Source organism: Nocardioides sp. Soil805 (assembly GCF_001429625.1).
In the GTDB taxonomy this organism is placed as follows: domain Bacteria; phylum Actinomycetota; class Actinomycetes; order Propionibacteriales; family Nocardioidaceae; genus Nocardioides.
Genome location: NZ_LMSU01000004.1, coordinates 39,586 through 56,843, shown reverse-complemented (window position 1 = coordinate 56,843; position 17,258 = coordinate 39,586). Strand labels below are relative to the sequence as shown.

Below are 17,258 nucleotides of genomic sequence, written 5' to 3'. Positions count from 1 at the left end.
GGTGCCGATCGGTCCATGCGCAAACTGCATCACCGAAGCGGATGTCCAGCGATGGAGGCCGAGCATCCGTCGACATGCGTGACCTCCATCGCTGCAAAAAGGGCCGGTGCCACAGCCCCCAGCGCGCTGAGCAGTGACTCCATACCCTCTAGCTCATGCTGAGGGCGGCGAAGATCTGGGCGTAGCGATCCTGGGGGTCGAGCGAGAGCCCAGACTTCACGAACTTCGCCCAGTCGTCGGCCAGCACCTCCTGTGCGCCCGACTCGATCGCATCGAGACCAGCGCCGGCCAGGTGGGCCGGGTCCATTTTCGGCGCCTCCATGCCATTGGCCATGTCCGTGTCGACCAGGCCCATGTGCACGCCGACCACGTGTGTGCCCTGCGACGCGAGCTCGAGACGGGTGCTGTCCGTCAACGTCAAGGCTGCAGCCTTCGAGGCTGCATAAGCTCCGGCGGTCGGAGCGGTGAACCAGGACAACGCGGAGATGACGTTGAGGATCGCGCCCCCTCCGTTGGCTTGGAGCACCGGCGCAAATGCGCGGGTCATCAGCAGCGGACCGTAGAAGTTGGTGTCCATCTCCTGCCTGATCCTTCTTTCGTCCCCGGTCACCAGCGCGGTGTTCGTGGAGATCCCCGCGTTGTTGATCAGGATCTGCACATCCCCTGCTGTTCGAGCCGCGGCCTCGACCTGGGCGCTATTCGTGATGTCGATCTCGATCGGCTCGGCGCCGTCGAACTCAATCGAGCTCGTATCGCGGGCGGCGGCGTAGATCTTGGCGACCCCGCGTATCCGGAGGAGCCGTACGAACTCGGCGCCGATTCCCCGATTCGCTCCGGTGACGAGCGCTACCGCTCCCTTGAGCTCCATGACGACTCCATTCTGTAGTGATCACTATTGATCAAGTGCCACCGTAGCACGTTCTATAGCGATCACTACGTTATGATGCCCACATGACCGGACGACCACGGACCTTTGACCGCGACGCCGCGCTCGCGGTCGCCGTCGAGCAGTTCTGGCGTGAGGGGTACGAAAAGACGTCCGTCGCGAAACTCACTGCGGCCATGGGCTTGTCGCCACCGAGCCTTTACGCGGCGTTCGGCGACAAGCACCGCCTGTTCGAGGAGGCCTCAGCGGCGTACTTCCGACGCACGTGCGACGCCGTTGATCGTGCGACGGCGCTACCCAACACTCGCGACTCCGTAGCCCGGATGCTCGAAGACACCGCCCTCGCCCACACTGACGACACGACTCCCCCAGGCTGCCTGATGCTGACCGAGGCACGGCTGGTCGCGCAGCGGGAGGACCTCCACCGTCGAATCAGGGAACGGCTCGATCAGGGGGTCCAGGACGGTGATCTCGAAACCAGCGTGCACACCGACCACCTGGCCTCGTTCCTAGTGACAGTCATGCGTGGGATGTCCGGCCTCGCCCGCGATGGCGGCACCACCGAGGAACTGCTATCGATCGCCGATACCGCGATGGCGGCGTTCCCGTCGCAGTGACACTCGTATGCCGCCGTGCCGAGGGGCACAGCGTGGCACTGGCGAGGGCTACCCGTTTCTCACCCGCGGAGCCGTGGCGCACGACGCGACCCACCGAGGCCCATCTGCCAGACGGTGACGATGGCCTCGAACTGCGTGGGCGGACGCAGGTAGGCGGATCGGTGCAGGGAATCCGCGCAGAGCCACGTTCCCCAGCACGTGAACGCGTCCCCGCGACACCCGTCCGGTGAGGCGCCCACTGGATGGTCGGTGGACGAGCTGAGAGCGCACCCGTCTGTTGCCATATCCGGACGTCGTGGCCATGTTGGCGATCTTGCGCCGGGGGGCCCTGTTCGTCGTAGTGACGATGACGTAGGCGGCCCTGCTTCGCCGAAGCGCTCTGGACGGACGGCACGTGCCGTCTCGGGCGCTCGGCCGGTAGGGAGCCCTACTCAAGCTTCACGGTCGCGCCGGTACGGGTCGCCGCGCGTCCACGACGCCACCCGCGCCACAGTGCAGCGTCGCGGTTCAGGAGCGGACGTGCATACGCTCGCCCTGCGGACCGAAGATTGCCAACACCTCCGCCGGCGTCGGTCCCGGGTTACCGATCCAATGGGGCGTGCGGGTGTCGAACTCGACGACCTCGCCCGGCTCGAGCACGAGGTCGCGACTGCCGAGCACCAGCCGGATCCTGCCGCTCAGAACGTAGAGCCACTCGTAGCCCTCGTGAGTCTGCAGAGTCGGGCGCGGATCCCTGTCGACGGGCATCACCATCTTGAAGGACTGAAGCCCACCAGGACGGCGGGTCAGCGAGATGAAGGTGCGGCCGTGCCGCTCGACTGGCTTGGAGCGGATCCGCGGGTCGCCCGTCTCGGGTGCGTCGACCAGCTCGTCGAGGGCGACGCGATGCGCCCGGGCGAGCGGCAGCAGCAGCTCGAGGGTGGGCCTGCGCTGGCCCGACTCCAAGCGCGACAGGGTGCTGACCGAGATGCCGGTCTCCTCGGCGAGGTCGCTCAGCGTCGCTTCCTGCTCGAGCCGCAGCTGCCGCAGCCGCGGGCCCACGGAGCGCAGAACTCCTTCGTCGTCCATGCGCCCAGTTTGCCATTTCGGCAAGCATGTTTGTCAAACGCGCACCTGCGTCGGCAGGCTCGGTGGCATGAGTGAGAACAAGACTTTCGACGTGGTGGTCATTGGTGGCGGCGCGGCCGGGCTGGGTGGCGCGATGGCACTGGGGAGATCGAAGCGGTCGGTGCTGGTCATCGACGCCGGCAAGCCCCGAAACGTCCCCGCCGGCCACGCCCACAACTATCTGGGTCGCGAGGGCGTCCCTCCACTGGAGCTGCTCGCCGATGGCCGCGTCGAGGTGGCGGCGTACGGCGTCGAGGTGGTCGCCGACCGGGTGGTCGGCCTGTCCGGGGATGTCGACGCCTTCCTGGTCACCACCGAAGGCGGACGGAGGTACGGCGCGCGACGGGTGCTGGTCACCGCCGGCGTCGTCGACGAGCTCCCGAACGTCCCGGGGCTGACCGAGCGCTGGGGCATCGACGTCCTGCACTGCCCCTACTGCCACGGCTGGGAGGTGCGCGACCGGGCGATCGCCGTGCTTGGCACGACCCCGATGGCCGGACACCAGGCCCTGCTCTTCCGGCAGCTCTCGGACGACGTGGTCGTGGTAGTGCACGACGGCGTCGAGCTGCCCGAGGATGAGATGGAGAGGCTCGGCGCGATCGGCGTGCGGTTCACCCGCGGCACGCCGCGGGAAGTGGTGACCGACGGCGAGAAGCTGGTCGGGCTGCGTCTGGCCGACGGCTCCGTGCTCGAGCGCGACGCGATCGTCGTCGCGTCGAAGCCCCACGTCCGGACCGACTTCCTCGGCCCGATGGGGATCGAGCCGACCCCGTTCGAGATGAACGGCATCGCCTTCGGCTCCGTGATCGCCGTCCAGCCCGCCACCGGCGCGACGTCCGTGCCGGGCATCTTCGCGGCGGGCAACGCCACGGACATCTCGATGATCCTCATCGCGTCGGCGGCCCACGGCACCCGGGTGGGCGCGTGGATCAACGCCGAGCTCGCCAACGCCGACGCGGCGAAGGCCGTCCGGGCCCACCGCGACGACTCCCTCGAGCGGTCGGCCTAGGAGGAGCCCTGCTCCAGTGACCGCGTGTGGAGCGGGCACGTAAACGTCCACCTCGAGGTCGGGGGCTCGCCGCCGGTCGCGCGCTCGCTGCGGCGAGGGCAGCGACGCCATCTGCTGCCCGCAGAACGGTTGGGAGGTCACGGCGTCCGACGTGAGACGTGGGACTTGTGGATCTCGCGAGGCCCGACCCCTGGGCGAGGAACGCGACGTCCACCATCGACCACTCCGCCGCTGTCGCCAACACGCCGAGGCGCGCCCGGCGGCGCCCGGCGGCGCCCGGTGAGCGTCCCGACGCGAACGGCGATCGCTCCCGCAGTAGCGAGGCAGAGGAGCGCAAGGGCAGCGACGGTGGTAGCACGGTCGCGTGCCAATGTGCGGCACCTCGTCAGGGTCCCCTTCGGGCTCGTGCTGTCCAAGACACCCACACGAGGTGCCGTGCAGGCCGTGCATGAGCAAGGCCCTCACATGCGGCGCTTGGCGTCCGCGTCGCCACCGGCGCGGGTGTTCCCGACGCAAGCTCCAGGCTATCTACCGTCCGCCAGACGGCAACCGGTCAGCAGCCTGACCACCATGGCCCGGGCATCCTCGCGCTCGTAGCCCGGTCCCAGGATGCAGAGGTTGCCCACCGCGCGCATCAGGGCGTAGGCAGTCACGCCCGGGTCCAACTTGTCTCGCGCGACGGCGGCGTCGACCAACAGGCCGCACGCCGGGACCAGTTTGTCGAGCATGAGGGCATGCAGGCTGTGGAAACCGGCATCGTCCGACTGGAGCGCCACTCCCAGGCCGTGCTTGGTCACGAGAAACTCCACGAAGTCGCCGATCCACCGCTCGAGGGCCTTCCCCGGTTCGGACGAGTCCTGCAGCTCCTCGGCCAGGGCGACGCACTCGTCGATCTGGTGGCGGTAGACGGCGATGACGAGCTCGGCCCGGTCCGGGAAGTGTCGGTACACCGTGCCGACGCCCACGCCGGCTCGCCCCGCGATGTCCCGGATGGGCGCCTGCACCCCCCGCTCCACGAACACCTCGGCCGCAGCAGCCACAAGCGCCTCGCGGGTGCGTCGCGCACCGGCCTCGCGAACTCCGACATCTCGTGACACGGCTCTCCTTGTTTCGCGGAACAGTGTTCCGGTAACGTAGCGGAACGACGTTCCGTCAAGTATGCGGCACGTACCCCCCGAACAGAAAGCCAGACATGCCTACTCCCGGACACCAGCAAACTGCGGTCAAGCCGATCGCCGTTCCCCTCACAGGACGCGACGCGGACCTGCAGGTCAAGGTCACCGCGCCGAGGCAGGGCAACGACCTGCCCGTCATCGTGTTCTCGCACGGCAACGCCTGGTCCATGGACGGCTACGAGCCGCTCGTCGACCGGTGGGCGGCCGCAGGGTTCGTCGTCGTCCAGCCCACCCACCTCGACTCGCGCCGCCACGGGATCGGGTTCGACGACCCGAGGTTCCAGACCATCTGGCGGGTTCGCATCGCCGACCTCCACGCCGTGCTCGACCATCTCGGTCACATCGTCGGCGAGGCCGGGCTCACCGACCGGGCAGACCTGTCGCGAGTGGCACTCGTGGGCCACTCCTGGGGAGCCCAGACGGTCGGCGCCCTTCTCGGCGCCCGCGTCTTCGACGCGGCCGGCAACGCCGATGAGGACTTCTCGCGCGAGGGCATCGGCGCCGGCGTCCTCATCGCAGCGACCGGGACCGGGGACTCCTTGACGCCCTTCGCCCAGGAGCACCTGTCGTTCATGAGGCCGGACTACACCACCATGACTGCCCCGGCCCTCATCATCGCCGGCGACAAGGACCAGTCGAAGATGTCAACACGCGGACCGGACTGGTTCCTCGACGCCTACGAGCTGAGCCCCGCACCGAAGAGCCTGATGGTTGTCCCCGACGGGGAGCACACCCTCGGCGGGATCGCCGGAGAGGCCGTGGCCGAGACGACCGACACCGACCAGGCCCGCGTCGCACTCGTGGCCGACGCCGTCACCGCCTACCTCCTCGAGGCTCTCGACCTCGACACCAGGGCTTGGACCGGCTTCAGCGACGAGGCGGGGGCCGACCTCACGGCCACGCTCAGGCACAAGGCCTGACCCTCGAGCCCCGAACGGAGTCCTCATGACGCGACACATCGTTGTTCCCACCCGCGCGAGCGGTGCGCTGACCGGTCCTCTTGTCTCGGTGGCACCCGTCGCGTTCCCCTCCGAAGGGAGGCCTGCCGAGCTCCAGGTACGGGTGACGGCACCGGTGACTGAGCACGCATTGCCGGTGGTGGTCCTGTCCCACGGACACGGTCCTTCTCAGTACGCCTCCTCCTTGTATGGCTACGCCTCGCTGGCCAACTACCTGGCGGCCAGCGGGTTCGCGGTGCTGCAACCCACTCACCTTGACTCGATGACGCTCGGACTGCGTGATGCCCCCGCTACGGAGGCTCCGCTGTACTGGCGCTCGCGGGCGCGAGACGTGTCGCTGGTGCTTGATCACCTGGACGTCCTGACTGACGTCCTGCCCGCTGTGGCCGGCCGTTTGGACGTCGCCAACGTGGCCGTCGTCGGGCATTCGATGGGCGGACACACGGCGGGCATGGTGCTGGGTTCCCGTCCGCGGGATCCGGCGACAGGTCAGCGGGTAGACGCTCGCGACGCGCGCGTCAGGGCCGGTGTGATGATGGCTGCGCCCGGACGCGGCGGTGATGCGCTCAGCCCCGGCGCTGCCAATCACTACCCCGTCTTGAGTGACACCGACTTCAGCACAATGCTCTCGCCCACTCTCGTCATTGCTGGCGATCAGGATCACGCCCGTCACCTGAATGTCGTCGGCGCCGAGTGGCAGACTGACGCGTACCGCCTCGCGCCCGGTCCCAAGTTCCTCCTCGCCGTCCACGGCGGCGAGCACAGTCTCGGAGGAATCGCCGGCTACGACGTGGCCGAGACCACCGACGAGGATCTACCCCGCGCCGCCATGGTGATGCGCATGACCGCCGCGTTCTTGCGTACGCAGCTCGGCGTGGACTCCGGTGCGTGGGCGCGAGAGGTCGATTGGTTGCGTTCCGAGCCCGCCCACACGGCAACAGTGTCCGAGAAGTGCTGAGCCCTGCGACCGGCTCGATCGTCGGACGACCAGGCGGTGCCCTCGACCAGCACGGCGCTAGGTCACGCCACGGAACCGGTCCTGGCCTACGGCCCGGTGGAGGTCACTTCTGTACCGCCCCTGGCCGCCAACATGTCAGGGAGGTCGAGCCCCGTGCCGGAAGGTGCTGATCGACCGAAGGCTCTACGACACTGCCGAGTGTTGCAAGCGGTCTGCTACGAGGTGCCACAGGGCGGCGCAACAGTCTCTCCCGCCACATCGACGGCAACCTTGCCGTGGAGCGGGTACGCATGCCTGTTCTCGAGGAGCTCGTGATCCTCGCCGACCGAGCGAGCGAGCGGAAGGGTCACTCCGCTGAGCGGCTTGACGAGACCGCGGTCGACCAGCGTGGCGAGCGCGTCGAGCTTTCGTCGGGTCTGTCGCGTGAAGACTAAGTGGTGAGAGGCGTTGACGCCCCAAGCCTCTATGAGGTTCTGCGGCTTCGCGGTGCCGACGATGCTGAGGACGCGATGACCAGACGTGGCAGTTTCCTCATCATGGTGGCGCGTGCGCCACGCGGAGTCACGTATGCAGAAGACGAATTCGCAGCGACCGAGCGCTGGTCTCGACGAGTGGCTGAGACCTATGCGTATCGCTCGGCCTCGAGGAGACGCAGCCAGACCTCGTTCATCGTCGGGTAGGCGGGCACGGCGTGCCACAGCCGATCGAGCGGCACCTCGCCGACGATGGCGATGGTGGCGGCGTGCAGCAACTCGGAGACGTCCTGGCCGACGAACGTCATTCCCACGATGAGCTGGCGTTCGAGGTCGATGACCGCGCGGACGGCGCCGGCGTAGCCGTCGGAGCGCACGGCGGCGCCCGCGACGGAGCCCAGGTCGTGGTCGATCACGCGGATGGGGAGGCCGGCTTGATCGGCCTCCTCGGACGTGAGACCCACGGTCGCGATCTCCGGTTCCGTGAAGACGACGGATGGCACATGCGCGTGGTCGGCCGTCGCGGCATGGTCGCTCCACGGCTCGGTGAGGTCGGACGGGAGCGTGGAGGCAGCGCGGGCCGCGATCGCGAGCCCAGCCGCTCGTGCCTGGTACTTGCCTTGATGCGTGTAGAGCGCGCGGCCGTTGACGTCGCCGACCGCGTACAGCCAGTCACCGTGCGCCCCGGCGACGCGCATCGAGTCGTCGACTCGGAGGTCGGTCGGTGAGACACCGACGTCCTCGAGGCCGAGTCCGGTCGTCGCGGAGTGGCGACCTGTGGCGACGATTATCTCGTCGACGATGATCGGTTCGACGTTGTGCCCGAGGGTGATGTGGACGCGCCCGTCCTGGGCGCGGGTCACGCTCGACGGAGACGCGGTGACGAAGTGGACGCCCGACTCCTCGAGGCTGGCGCGGACGCGATCGGAGGCGAAATCCTCGAACCGGCTGAGGAACCTGCCGCGGAGAATCACGGTGACCTCGGCGCCGAGCGAGCGGTAGATCGTCGCGAGCTCGGCCGCCACGACGCCGCCCCCGAGGATCGCAACCGAACCGGGCACGTCCGTGATCGAGGTCGCCTCCCGGCTCGTCCAGGGCTTCGCGTCCGCGAGTCCCTCGATCGGAGGGAGGGTGGGCACGGAGCCGGTGCAGACGGCGACGGCGTGGGTCGCGGTGAGGCGGCGGACGGTGCCGTCGGCCTGTGCCACGTCGACTGTCCTCTCGCCAACGATTCGACCGCGGCCGCGGACGAGGTCGATGCCGGCGCTGTCGAGCCATGAGACCTGGTTTGCGTCGTCCCAGGCGCTCGTGAACCCGGTACGGCGTTCGAGCACGGCCGCGACGTCCAGGTCTCCGGTGACTGCAGCGCTCGCGCCCGCGACGCGTTGGACGGCGAGGCGCGCGGCTGCCGGTCTCAAGAGCGCTTTGGACGGCATGCAGGCCCAGTAGGAGCACTCGCCCCCGACGAGCTGGGCCTCGACGATGACGGTTCTGAGTCCGCCCTTGGTGGCGTAGTCGGCGACGTTCTCACCGACCGCGCCGGCCCCGAGGACGATCAGGTCCCATGTGTCGCTGCCGCTGTGATTCATCGTCTATTCCTGTCTGATGCGAGGGAGGGTGTCGAGGTTGCCGACGATGGTGACTCGGGTCAGGTCGCCTGGGTCGGGGAGCACAGATTCAGGGTCAACGACGACGGCTTCGTGACCGTCGAGCGTGAGTCGGCGTGCGAGTGCGAGCAGCATGCGTCGGGCTACGTCGTCGAGCGAGTGGACCATCGTGGGGGGTCGAGTGCCATCGCTGCGCGGCGTCAGCGTCACCAGCGGCGTGGCTCTCGCGGTCTACAGTGGCGAGCGCCGCGCCCAGGCGATCGGGATCGGCTGCTGCGAGCTCGGGGATGTATCCCGCAAGCGAACCCGAGACGTCCGGCGCGACGCCCGCGAGCGCCTCGCTCAGGTAGTCGGGGATCATCGATCTCACGGCCTGCCCCCCTGCGCAGGGGTAGCGGCGCACGCGACGACGAGCTGACACCCGCTCATTCCAGGGGTCCTTTCGGGTGGCGTCGGGCGAAGTCCCAGGCGATGGCGCTGGCGTCGGGACCCGCGTGATCGGTGAACAGGCCCTCGCCGGACGGCCCTGGCCAGACGTGCCCCATGTCCTCGACGAGGTAGGACTCGACCACGGAAGCGCCGCCTTGGCTGCTGACGGTGGTGTGCACGTGGGCGTGCTCGTCTTCGTCCCCGGGGACGGTCACGGTCTCCTCGACCAAGCGCAGGCTGTCGTTCAGCACACCGTCGTCCACGAGGTCACTCACGGCTGTCCACTGCTCGATCAGCCGAGTGGCGACGAGCGGTGGGACGACCTCATCCTCCTCCCCCTGGATGACGAGTAGGGGCACCTGTCGCGCCCGGTCCCCCATCTGGGACCACGCCTGGCGTGCGGTGTAGACCGGTGGCGTCGAGTCGGGGCCGTCCGGGGCGACCTGATTCAGCCCGTACTCACCACCCGCCACCGATGTCACTGTGGCGAACACGTCGGGATAGGTCACTCCGAGTATGACGGCAGTCCCTGCGCCTGAGGACGCGCCCGCTACGTGCACCTGGTCTGGATCCGCGCCGTACGTCTCGACGACCTCGCGGGCGACCCCGGCGAGCAGCGCGGGCTCGCCGGTGTAGCGGTGCTGCTCGCGTGGGTCGCCCGAGCGCCAGCAGTTGATGCCGCTGCGGAACAGCCGCTGGGTCGGGTAGATGACGATGAAGCCCTCCCTGTCCGCCAGCGCGTTCAGCTGCGTCGTGGACTTCATCGAGTTCCACCCGAACCCGGTCATCCCGCATCCGTGGATGGCCATGATCGCCGCGAGCCGCGTCTCACCGCCGTGCTGCGGCGGCAGGTGGACCTGGTACCGCTGCGAACCGACCGCGCCGGTGTACACGTGGTTGTGGTCGCCGTCGTCCATCCACCACGGCATCCCGTACTGGAACGCCGCGGTGGCCAGTGCGGTCACGGTCGTCAGTGCCACCGCGGCACCGATCACGACCCGGGACCGACGACGAGGGCGACGCCGGCGACGCCTTCCCACCCCAGCTCTCGTGCGCGTCCCGGTAAGGGTGGTCATGGCCGCTCCGCCTTGCCGCCGATCTGTCCGAGGTGGGTGCTCATGAACGAGTCCGGCAGCTTGAGCCCGTAGCCGAGGGCGCGATCGACACCGACATGGAAGGCCCACGCACACGCGAGGACACCCGCTGTCGTAGACAGGTCCCCGGACACCGGCTCCAGGATCAGCGCGGCCAGCGCCGCCAACGCCGCGAACGCGTAGTTGTGGACCGCGTTGTACGTCGTGGCTCCTGCAGCCGTCGATCGCGCGTAGCCAACCATCGAGAGGTCGAACGCGAGAAACGCAGCGAACGGCACCCACCACCAATCGGGATACAGCGTGACGACCGCGACGAGGGCGGCGATGGCCACCGCCCCCGCCTCGAGCCGTTGAGTCGCTCTGACCTGTCCGTCCATCCGGCTCAGCCCAGGAACGCGCGAAGGGCCGCGTTGACCTCGTCGGCGTGGGTCCAGAGCAGCCCGTGGGGGGCGTCCTCGACCTCGACGTAGGTCGCGTCGGGCAGGAGGGTGCGGAAGCGTCGAGCCGTCGCGTCGATGGGAAGGACGTTGTCCGCCGTGCCGTGCAGGATGAGCGCGGGCTTCCCGCTCTCGCGGACCGCCTCGACGTCGGCCCGGAAGTCCTCGATCCACGACGACACCACCGCGTGGGCGGCGACCGGGGCGCTGGAGATGGCGACGTTCCAGCTGGCGGTGACGGCTTCCTGGCTGATCCGCTGCCCGAGGTTCTCGTCCAGGTTGTAGAAGTTGGCGAAGAACTCCCCGTACCACGCGTAGCGGTCGCCCCGCGCCGCTGCCTCGATGCCGTCGAAGACCTCCTGCGGCACCCCGTCCGGGTTGTCGTCGCGGACCGGGAGGAAGGGCTCCAGCGAGGCGAGGAACGCCAGCTTCGCGACCCGCTCGTGTCCGTGCCGGGCGACGTAGCGGGCAAGCTCGCCGGTGCCCATCGAGAAGCCGACAAGGACGACGTCGCGCAGGTCGAGGTTCTCCATGAGGATGTGGAGGTCGGCGGCGAAGGTGTCGTAGTCGTAGCCGGTGCCGACCTTCGACGAGCTCCCGAACCCGCGACGGTCGTAGGTGATGACCCGGTACCCCTCGGCAAGCAGCTCGCGCGTCTGGCGCTCCCAGCTGTGGCCGTTCAGCGGGTATCCGTGGATGAGGACGACCGGCTGTCCCGAGCCCTGGTCCTCGTAGTAGAGCTCGATCGGGGTGCTGTTCTCTTCTCCGACGGTGATGAATCCCATGGTGTGCTTCCTTCTCGTTGTCGTGCGGTGTGGTCAGTGGTCGAGTCGCGGTGGGGAGCGACGTGCTTCGTCGCGGACTGGAGTGCGTCCCGGAAGGCTCGCGCGTCCTGGAAGCGTTCGTCGGGGCGCTTGGCGAGCGCTCTCACGACCACGGCGTCCAGAGCGGGGATCCCTGTATCGGTTCGCGGGAGCGGCTCGTGGACGTGCTGGTAGGCCAGGGCGATGGGGTCGTCGCCGGCGAAGGGTGGCCGTCCGAGAAGCAGCTCGAAGAGGAGGCAGCCGGCCGAGTAGAGATCGCTGCGAGCGTCCGCGGTCTCGCCGCGCGCCTGCTCGGGAGAGAGGTATCGGGGCGTTCCGAGGAGCATCTCGACGTCGCTGACGGTCGCAGCGGGGTCGTCGCTGGGACGCGCGATGCCGAAGTCGACGAGCTTGACGGCGCCCCGTGAGGTGACCATGACGTTGGCCGGCTTGATGTCGCGATGCACGACGCCTGCGCGATGGATGGCCTCCAGGGCCCGGAGCACCCCGACCTGGTAGTGGATCGACTTCGCGAGTGACAGCCGACCCATGCCGAGGAGCTCGCGCAAGGACCGGCCGGCGACGTACTCCATCACGATGAACGGGGCGGCATGCTCCTCACCCGAGCCGTCGCGCACCTCGTCCTGCCCGGCGTTGTGAAGGGCGACGATGCCCCGGTGGTGAAGGCGCCTCAGCGTCTGGGCCTCGCGTTGCAGGCTGGTACGGAGGACCGGATCCTCCGCCAGCTTCTTCCGGAGCATCTTGATCGCGACCCGGCGGCCCGAGCGCCTGTCGCGTCCCAGGTGGACGTCGGCCATGCCGCCGCGCCCGATGACCTCGCCCACCTCGTAGCGTCCGCAAAGCACTCTCTCCGCGCTCATCGACGTGGTTCCCAGCGGAACAGACGGACGGCCATGGCGACGGCGACGGCCACCCATCCGAGCGTGGTGGCCAGCAGGGGAAGCGATTCGAGCAGGGGAACGCCCCCGTTCCAGGCGTTGACCACCATCTCGGTGGCAGAGCCTCCGGGGAGCAGCCGCTTGAGGCGGGTGAAGTCCTCCGTGCCGGTGATGCCCACCCAGCTGGCCACCGCGACCACCAGCAGGCTTACCGGCAGCGTGGTCACCTGGGCCTGCTCGGGCGAGCTCGTCAGTCCTGCCGTGGCCAGCGCCAGGGCGACCATCATGGCCGTGGTCGCCAGGATCGCCACAGCGAGCAGGACGACCTGGGCCGGCTCGGTGGTCACCGCTCCCAGCACGACCAGGATCACGACCACCTGGACGAGGGCCACGACGGTGGCTGGGAGGACCAGCCCGGTGACGATGCCGGCGTCGCCCGCCGCGGTGGAGCGCAGACGCTTGAGGAAGAGGTTCTGCCGGCGCGACGCGAGGGTGGTCACCGCGGTGGTGTAGAGCCCGAGGGCCAGCACGGTGAACATGACGATCGCTGCGATGTAGCCGAGGCTGCCGAGGTCGGCGAACCGATCGTGCTCGTAGACCAAGTAGCCGCTGATGGCGACCGGGATGACGAGACCGGTGACCAGGACGAGCCGGTTGCGGAAGATCTGGATCATCTCGCTGCGAGCGATGGCCAGCATGGTCGGGGTTCCTTTCGTGAGCGGGTGCCGTGGTCGGGTCGGCCCGTGGTTCATGTGGGGTCCAGGGCGCGGAAGACGTCGTCCAGGCGGGTCGGGCCGGCCTGCAGGTCCTTCAGTTCCACCGCATGGTCGTGTGCCCACACCAGGAGGTGGTGGAGGTCGTCCTGGAGGTGGAAGGTCTCGATGTGGAAGCCCCCGTTGAGCGCCCCGACGGTCGGCGGCTCGGGAGCCCCCGGGGGTAATGCGAAGGTGATGACCGACGGCAGGGTCTGGGTGAGCTCCGCGACCGTGCCTTCGCGCCGCAGCCGTCCCTCGTGCATGAGGCCGATGCGATCGGCCCGCTGCTGTGCCTCTTCGAGGTAGTGGGTGGTGAGCACGACCGTGGATCCCGCCTCCCTCAGGCTGTCCACCGCATCCCAGAGCGCGTCGCGGGACTGGATGTCCAGCCCCGTGGTGGGCTCGTCGAGGATCACCAGCTCGGGTCCGCCGTACACGGCAGTGGCGAAGTCCAGACGGCGCTTCTCCCCACCCGAGAGCTGCGCGACGACGGTGCCCGCCTTCCGGGTGAGACCCACCACCGCGAGCACCCGGTCGACGGTGTCGTCCCGGCCGCTCAGGGATCCGATCAGCGCGACCGACTCCTGCACCGTCAGGTCCGGGGAGAAGCCGCTCTCCTGCAGCATGATTCCCATCCGCGGTCGCACGGCCAGTCGGTCCTGTGGGCTCGCGCCGAAGATCCGCACCGTGCCGGAGGTGGGTCGGCGGTGCCCCTCGACGACTTCCAGCGTGGACGTCTTGCCGGCCCCGTTCGTGCCCAGCAGGGCGTAGAGCTCGCCGCGTCGGACCTCGAAGGACAGGTCTTTGACGGCGGTGAAGTCACCGTAGGCGACGGTGAGGGCGTCGACCTCGATGACGGGAGAGGCGGGCATCTGGTGGTTCCTTTTCGTCTTGATGAGGCGCGGGCAAGGGTGATGACCCGCTCCTCGGCCGGGGACCCCCGCCCCCGAGCCGAGGAGGTCCGACAGGCCGTCAGCCCCGGGTTCTCCTGCCGTGCCAACAGGTTCGCCCAGACGGCAGCCGGCTCGCGTCGGTAGAACTCCCCCATGTCGTGCTCCGTGGTCCCGCCGAGCAACGGGTGCTGCGCTGGCGGGTGTTGTTCGCATCGGCGACAATCACCTAGTCCGGTGCCGACCGGGCCAGTGAGGAGCTCTTGGTGGAACTGGTGGGCCGGCGCGCCGAGCGCCAGGCGGTCGAGCGTCTGCTCGACGAGGCGCGAGCCGGACGTAGCGGGTCGCTGACGGTGCTGGGCGAAGCCGGCATCGGCAAGACGGCGCTGCTCGAGCACGCTCGTTCGGTGGCAGCCAGGTCAGGGTTCCGGGTGGAGAGCGCGATCGGCCTCCCGTCCGAGACCCAGTTCGCGTTCGGGGCCCTGCACCAGCTCTGTACGCCGCTCCTGGGACTCCTCGACGCATTGCCCGAGCCACAGCGGATCGCGCTCCGTACGGCGTTCGGCCAACAGTCCGGAGCGGCTCCGGACCGCTTCCTGGTGGGGTTGGCCGTCCTGAACCTGCTGTCCGAGGTCGCCGAGGAGCGGCCGCTGCTGTGCATCGTCGACGACGCCCACTGGCTCGATGAGGCGTCCGCGCAGGTGCTGGCCTTCGTGGCCCGCCGGGTGGCGGCAGAGCAGCTGGCGCTCTTGTTGTGCGCACGCGACCCCACCGACGACGGTGACCTCCGCTCGCTCGTCGGCCTGCCCGACCTTCGCCTGACCGGGCTGCCCGAGAGCGAGGCGCGGGCGCTGCTCGCCTTCGCAGTGTCCACCCCGCTCGACGAGGAGGTGCGCGACCGAGTCGTCGCTGAGGCGCGCGGCAACCCCCTCGCGCTGCTCGAGCTGCCTCGTAGCGCGCCCCCCACGCAGCTGGCCGGCGGCTTCGAGCCGCCCCACGCGCTCAGCGTGCCGCGTCGCATCGAGGAGATGTTCCGGCAGCGCTCGAGGGACCTGCCGTCCGAGACCCAGCTGCTGTTGCTACTCGCGGCGGCCGACCCGACCGGCGACGCAGCAGTGTTGTGGCGCGCGGCCGAGACGCTGGGGATCGAACCCGAGGCGGCCGCACCTGCCGAATCGGCCGGGTTGTTGGAGATCGACGGCTGGGTGCGGTTCCGCCACCCGCTGGTCCGCTCGGCCGTCTACCGCGACTGCTCGGCGCCGGACCGTCGACGCGTGCACGGCGCGCTGGCCGCCGCCACCGACCCCCAGTCGGACCCGGACCGACGTGCCTGGCACCGCGCGCGGTCCGTGCTCGGCGCCGACGAGGCGGCCGCCGCGGAGCTGGAGAGCTCGGCCGGACGGGCGCGGGCCCGCGGTGGCCTGGCTGCCGCGGCCGCGTTCCTGCAGCAGGCGGCCGAGCTGACACCTGAGCCTGCTCGCCGCGCGGATCGGGCACTGACGGCCGCGCACGCCAAGCACGCAGCCGGTGCCTCCCAAGCCGCCTCGGAGCTGTTGACGGTTGCGGAAGCCGGGCCCCTGGACGCCCTGCAGGTCGCCCGCCTCGAGCTGCTGCGTGCCCAGATCGCCTTCCACCGCACGCACGGCAGCGAGGCGCCGGGCATGCTCCTTGATGCGGCCAGGACACTGGCCCCGCTGGACGCTTCGCTGTCACGCGAGACCTACCTCGACGCGCTCAACGCGGCGATCATGCTCGGCGGCCCCGGTCACCCCCGCGAGGCACTGCGCGTGGCCGAGGCCGCTCGATCCGCACCGCCTCCCCCTGGTCCGCCGACAACGGCGGACCTGTTGCTCGATGGATGGGTGACGACGTTCACCCAGGGGTACGAGGCAGGTGTGCCCGGCCTCCGCCGGGCAGCACGGGCCCTCGGCGACGAACCGTCATCCCTGGAGGTCGCGACCGAGCCTGACGGACTCAGATGGCTGTGGCTGGGCAGCCGCGTGGCCGTCACACTGTTCGACGACGATCTGGCCGACCGACTGATCAGCCGGAACGTCAGGCTCGCCCGTGAGGCCGGTGCGCTGGCCGCTCTCCCGGTCGCACTGGTCAACATGTGCGTCAACCTGCTGATGCAGGGCGACTTCGCCCGCGCCGAGGAGCTGGCCGCCGAGGAGGCGGCGATCACGACGGCGATCGGAGCCGCGCCGATGCCCTTCACCAGGCTCACCCTCGCTGCCTGGCGGGGGCGCACCGCCGAGACGCTCGGGCTCCGGGCCGCCGTCGCCGGGAGTGCGGAAGGACGAGGCACCGGCACGGCGGTCACCTGGGCCGAGTACGCCTCGGCGGTGCTCCACAACGGCCTCGGCGACTACCGGACGGCAATGGATTCCGCCGCGCTGGCGTGCGAGAGCGACGAGCTGCCGCACAGCAACTTCGCACTGCCGGAGCTGGTCGAGGCGGCGGTCCGCGCCGGCCGACCGGCAGCGGCGGCCGCCGCTCTCGACATGCTCGAGTCGCGGGCGGGCGTCAGCGGCACACCGTGGGCACGCGGGATCGCAGCGCGCTCGAAGGCGCTCACCAGCACCGGGGCAGCATCGGAGGAGCACTACCGGGACGCCATCGAGCTGCTCGGTGCTTGCCGGATCGCCACCCACCTCGCCCGTACACACCTCGTCTACGGCGAGTGGCTGCGCCGCGAGGGACGCCGTCAGGACGCCCGACAACAGCTCCGCACCGCCCACGAGATGCTGTCGGAGATGGGCGCGGAAGCGTTCGCCGAACGTGCCGCTCGTGAGCTGCGCGCCACGGGCGAGCACCCGCGCAAGCGCTCCGCACAACCGACCGACGCCCTCACCCCGCACGAGCTGCAGATCGCCCGCCTCGTCGCCACCGGGGCGACGTCGCGGGAGGTCGCCGCAGAGCTGTTCCTCAGTCCCCGCACGATCGAGGCCCACCTGCGCAACATCTTCCGCAAGCTCGGCATCACGTCGCGTCGCCAGCTGAAGGACCTGCGTCTCGCCTGACCGTTTTCGGTGCGCAGGACCGACACCTACTCGACGCTGATGCGTCGGCAATCAGGGATCTTCACCGACGCGAAGGCGTCGCCTGCCGCGGCAGTATCGGGTCGTCAGCCGGTTCATCACGCCGTACGCACCCGCCA

15 protein-coding genes are annotated in these 17,258 nt (G+C 69.5%); 5 read left to right on the top strand and 10 right to left on the bottom strand.

The annotated features are described in order from the left end of the window. Positions 1 to 148: 148 nt before the first annotated feature. Entirely contained in the window at positions 149 to 868 is a 720-nt protein-coding gene (locus ASG94_RS17685) for an SDR family oxidoreductase (RefSeq protein WP_056927809.1), read from the bottom strand. Positions 869 to 951: 83 nt separating this feature from the next. Between ASG94_RS17685 and ASG94_RS17680 the strand changes: the two genes are divergently transcribed. Beyond that, on the top strand, positions 952 to 1,503 hold the full coding sequence (locus ASG94_RS17680; protein ID WP_056927808.1) for a TetR/AcrR family transcriptional regulator: 552 nt from the start codon (positions 952 to 954) through the stop codon (positions 1,501 to 1,503). Positions 1,504 to 2,010: 507 nt separating this feature from the next. Here ASG94_RS17680 and ASG94_RS17675 read toward each other — a convergent pair. Next, a complete protein-coding gene (locus ASG94_RS17675) occupies positions 2,011 to 2,571 on the bottom strand; it encodes a helix-turn-helix domain-containing protein (RefSeq protein ID WP_056927807.1) in 561 nt (186 codons plus the stop codon). Between the two features lie 67 nt (positions 2,572 to 2,638). On the opposite strand from ASG94_RS17675, the gene ASG94_RS17670 reads away from it, so the two are divergent. Next, positions 2,639 to 3,619, top strand: a complete 981-nt coding sequence (locus ASG94_RS17670) for an NAD(P)/FAD-dependent oxidoreductase (protein ID WP_156411688.1) — start codon at positions 2,639 to 2,641, stop codon at positions 3,617 to 3,619. A gap of 524 nt (positions 3,620 to 4,143) precedes the next feature. On the opposite strand, the gene ASG94_RS17665 is transcribed toward ASG94_RS17670, so the two are convergent. Next, positions 4,144 to 4,716: a TetR/AcrR family transcriptional regulator gene (locus ASG94_RS17665; protein ID WP_056927806.1), complete on the bottom strand. Its 573-nt coding sequence runs from the start codon at positions 4,714 to 4,716 to the stop codon at positions 4,144 to 4,146. Positions 4,717 to 4,811: 95 nt separating this feature from the next. Between ASG94_RS17665 and ASG94_RS17660 the strand changes: the two genes are divergently transcribed. Both ASG94_RS17660 and ASG94_RS17655 read left to right on the top strand, forming a co-directional pair. Next, complete coding sequence (locus tag ASG94_RS17660; protein ID WP_056927805.1) at positions 4,812 to 5,714, top strand: alpha/beta hydrolase family protein; 903 nt, start codon at positions 4,812 to 4,814, stop codon at positions 5,712 to 5,714. Positions 5,715 to 5,739: 25 nt separating this feature from the next. After that, entirely contained in the window at positions 5,740 to 6,711 is a 972-nt protein-coding gene (locus tag ASG94_RS17655; protein ID WP_056927804.1) for an alpha/beta hydrolase family protein, read from the top strand. Positions 6,712 to 7,333: 622 nt separating this feature from the next. Here the strand turns inward: ASG94_RS17655 and ASG94_RS17650 are convergent. The 7 genes from ASG94_RS17650 to ASG94_RS17615 form a co-directional block, all read right to left on the bottom strand. Further along, positions 7,334 to 8,773 (bottom strand): dihydrolipoyl dehydrogenase family protein, encoded by a 1,440-nt coding sequence (locus ASG94_RS17650; RefSeq protein WP_056927803.1) that lies wholly within the window; start codon positions 8,771 to 8,773, stop codon positions 7,334 to 7,336. Positions 8,774 to 9,216: 443 nt separating this feature from the next. Continuing rightward, on the bottom strand, positions 9,217 to 10,137 hold the full coding sequence (locus ASG94_RS17640; protein ID WP_162260836.1) for an extracellular catalytic domain type 1 short-chain-length polyhydroxyalkanoate depolymerase: 921 nt from the start codon (positions 10,135 to 10,137) through the stop codon (positions 9,217 to 9,219). 155 nt (positions 10,138 to 10,292) lie between these two features. Continuing rightward, complete coding sequence (locus tag ASG94_RS17635) at positions 10,293 to 10,691, bottom strand: DUF4260 family protein (RefSeq protein ID WP_056927800.1); 399 nt, start codon at positions 10,689 to 10,691, stop codon at positions 10,293 to 10,295. Between the two features lie 5 nt (positions 10,692 to 10,696). After that, on the bottom strand, positions 10,697 to 11,536 hold the full coding sequence (locus ASG94_RS17630) for an alpha/beta fold hydrolase (protein ID WP_056927799.1): 840 nt from the start codon (positions 11,534 to 11,536) through the stop codon (positions 10,697 to 10,699). After that, positions 11,431 to 12,435, bottom strand: coding sequence for a protein kinase domain-containing protein (locus tag ASG94_RS17625; RefSeq protein ID WP_056927798.1), 1,005 nt, complete (start codon positions 12,433 to 12,435; stop codon positions 11,431 to 11,433). The genes ASG94_RS17630 and ASG94_RS17625 overlap by 106 nt, the downstream gene beginning before the upstream one ends. Then, positions 12,432 to 13,151 (bottom strand): ABC transporter permease, encoded by a 720-nt coding sequence (locus ASG94_RS17620; RefSeq protein WP_056927797.1) that lies wholly within the window; start codon positions 13,149 to 13,151, stop codon positions 12,432 to 12,434. Before ASG94_RS17620 ends, ASG94_RS17625 begins: the two co-directional genes overlap by 4 nt. Positions 13,152 to 13,201: 50 nt before the next feature. Beyond that, a complete protein-coding gene (locus ASG94_RS17615; RefSeq protein ID WP_056927796.1) occupies positions 13,202 to 14,080 on the bottom strand; it encodes an ABC transporter ATP-binding protein in 879 nt (292 codons plus the stop codon). 284 nt (positions 14,081 to 14,364) lie between these two features. Between ASG94_RS17615 and ASG94_RS17610 the strand changes: the two genes are divergently transcribed. Beyond that, positions 14,365 to 17,121 carry an AAA family ATPase gene (locus ASG94_RS17610; RefSeq protein ID WP_200958181.1) on the top strand — a complete coding sequence of 919 codons (2,757 nt, stop codon included), beginning with the start codon at positions 14,365 to 14,367 and terminating at the stop codon, positions 17,119 to 17,121. Positions 17,122 to 17,258: the final 137 nt, after the last annotated feature.